A 3,073-nucleotide genomic window follows, 5' to 3' on the forward strand; every position below is an offset into this window, starting at 1 on the left:
CTGCAAGCAGGCGCACAATTCCTGCTCGATCTCTTCGTCAGGCTCCTTGCGAAGCTCTTTCATCTGAATGAGATCTGGCAGTCTTAATAAATCTTTGAGACCGACCTGCTCAGCGTACCCGTAGCGCCCCTTCAACTCCTCAGCAGCCTGCAAATAAGCATCTGCCAAAGCGAAGTCAACCGTCACGCTCTTGGTGGAAGCCGCTTCACGTTCCGCTGTAACGAAGACGTCAACGCGTCCTCTCCTCACAGCTTGCAGCACCGTTTTCTTCAAAGCGTCTTCAAAGACCGCCCATTCCTTCGGCATTCGAATCGACACTTCACTATACCTATGATTGACCGATTTCACATCGATAAACACGTTGTATCCGGCAAAAGAACGATTCGCTTGTCCGAATCCGGTCATACTGCAAATCATCCTAATCACATCCATTACCCTATTTTAATTCATTTTGAAAGTGGGTACAAGTGGAAATCATGACGATTCGACTTTTCCCACACATACTTTGTCAGGTCAACACACATCTCGTACGCTAGAAAAGGGGTCATGAGATAGATGCCATTAAAGTAAGGCATAGCCGCATCCAGCAGCTCTTTGGCAATCTCCACGCCCATCGCACGGCCCTCTGGACCCTTAAGTCCGCTCATGCGCATTCTAACTTCATCCGACAAACGGATGCCTGGCACTTCATTATGCAAATACTCCGCGTTCCCACCGCTCGCGAGCGGTGCAATCCCGATGAAGATCGGTATATTCAGATGCTTGGTCGCTTCATAAATTTGTTCAATGAGCTTAGCGTCGTACACCGGCTGCGTCATAATGTAATCAGCGCCGGCTTCAATTTTGCGTTCCAAACGCTGAACCGCTTTATCCAAATGCTTGACATTCGGGTTAAAAGCAGCTCCTACTACGAAGTTTGCCTTCTGCTTCAGCGGTTTGCCGGAGAACGCAATCCCTTCGTTCAGCTGTTTAATCATCCGGATAATCTCGAAGGATGTCAGGTCGTAAACCGAGCTGGACCCCGGGAGATCGCCGAATTTGGCGGGATCGCCGGTCACGGCCAGCACATGGTCAATGCCCAGCGCGTGAAGCCCCATGAGATGGGACTGCGTCCCAATCATGTTGCGGTCGCGGCACGCGATATGAATCAGCGGACGCGCGCCAAGCTTATCCTGCACGAGGTAACCGAGCGCCAGGTTGCTCATGCGCGTCACCGCGAGTGAATTGTCGGCCATCGTAATGGCGTCGACATTCGCATCCTGCAGGGCCTTCGAGCCCTGCAGAAATTTGTCGATGTCGAGATCCCGCGGGGGATCCAGCTCGACAATGACGGTTTTGCGCTGCTTCACGATCTCCAGCAGCGAAGGTTTGCCTGTCGGCGGCGCTGGTTTCGCCGGCGCTGGTTCCAGCACGCGCACAGCGCGCGCAGGAGCCGACGTGCCCGGCGCTGCCGGCACGTAGTCCTGCAGCGCCTTCGCGACTGCGGCGATATGCTCCGGCGTGGTGCCGCAGCACCCGCCAATGATGCGCGCGCCGAGATCGGCGAAGCGCAGCGCGCTTTCGGCGAAGTACTGGGGCGTCGCCGCATACGTGTACTGCCCGTCGACATAGTCGGGCAGTCCCGCATTCGGGAACGCGGAGAACGGCACGCCGGCCAGCGGGGTCAGCTTCTCCATCGAGCGGAGAATCCCGTTCGGGCCGACGCGGCAGTTGAAGCCGATGACGTCGGCTCCTTCATCTCGCAGCCGCAGGAAAGCCTCCTGTAGCGGAACGCCGTCCTGTGTGCTGCCGGTTCCTTCGTTCGCGAACTGGCAAATCACCGGCAGATCGCTCATGCTGCGGATCATGCGCAGCGCCAGCTGAAGCTCTTCCAAATCATAGAAGGYTTCGAGCATAAGTCCATCCACCGGTGAATCCAGAAGAATGGAGATCTGCTCACGCAGCGATTCTTCGACATCAGCGGTGCGAACATTTTTGCGTTTGCCAGCACGGATCGAACCTATCGCTCCAACAACATAAGCACCATCTCCGACAACCTTCCGCGCAAGCTCTACACCTGCACGGTTGATCGCTTCAACATCTCCCTCTAACCCATACTTAGATAATTTTTCACGGTTAGCCGAGAAGGTATTCGTTTCAATAAGACGAGCACCTGCCTCAAAATAGCGGCGGTGCACATCAGCAACCGTTTCCGGTCTAAGTAGATTCAGTTCTTCATAAGAAATGCCTACCGGAAATCCCATCTGATATAAATAAGTCCCCATCGCGCCGTCACCAGTCAAAATTTCCCGCTGCAGCGCCGCTCGAAGATCCAGTTTCATCATAATCTCCCCGCTTACTAAAAAAATGTAGTTATAATGTATCACAAATGATGGGAGATATTAAGATAAACCTTTATCAATCATTCTGATATCGTGCTAGTCCAGCGTCCCCTGATACACTTCTTCGGCAGGCCCTGTCATATAAACGTGATTATCTTCTTCATTCCATTCGATGAAAAGATCTCCGCCTTTCAGCGAAACCGTAGCCTGTCGATCAGAAAGCCCATTAAGCACGGAAGATACCAACGTCGCACAAGCACCGGTTCCACAAGCAAGCGTAGGCCCTGCGCCCCGCTCCCAAACGCGCATATCCGTGAACGCGCGATTCTTCACCGTAGCGAACTCCACATTGATTTTACGCGGGAACATAGGGTGCACTTCAAGTTTCGGCCCCCATACGGCAAGGTCGAAATTCACCGCATCATCCACATAAATGACACAGTGCGGATTGCCCATTGAAACGGCTGTAAACCGGAACTCTCTTCCATCCACTTCAATCGGATGGTTGATTACTTGGGCCTCATCTACAGTCGTAGGAACTTCGAGCCCTTGTAGAATCGGCTGCCCCATATCCACCCGGACCGTCGCGACTTTCCCCTCTTGCACATTCAGTTGAACCTTCTGTACGCCTGCTCCCAAGGTTTCAACCGTAATCTCTGTTGCGTTAGTGAGCTTGTGATCGTAAACATATTTAGACACGCAACGAATCGCATTGCCGCATTGCTCAGCTTCAGACCCGTCGGAGTTAATAA

Annotated in this window: 3 protein-coding genes; all 3 read right to left on the reverse strand. The window is 53.2% G+C overall.

The window, feature by feature from the left end; genetic code table 11:
* Positions 1-405: YicC/YloC family endoribonuclease (locus AC1DUA_RS31420; protein WP_477503479.1), on the reverse strand; the 405-nt coding region annotated here is incomplete at its 3' end.
* A gap of 41 nt (positions 406-446) precedes the next feature.
* Positions 447-2,321 carry a bifunctional homocysteine S-methyltransferase/methylenetetrahydrofolate reductase gene (locus tag AC1DUA_RS31425; RefSeq protein ID WP_477503481.1) on the reverse strand — a complete coding sequence of 625 codons (1,875 nt, stop codon included), beginning with the start codon at positions 2,319-2,321 and terminating at the stop codon, positions 447-449.
* A gap of 96 nt (positions 2,322-2,417) precedes the next feature.
* Positions 2,418-3,073: diaminopimelate epimerase (dapF, locus tag AC1DUA_RS31430; protein WP_477503480.1), on the reverse strand; the 656-nt coding region annotated here is incomplete at its 5' end.

The organism is Paenibacillus sp. 01T422, assembly GCF_056398785.1.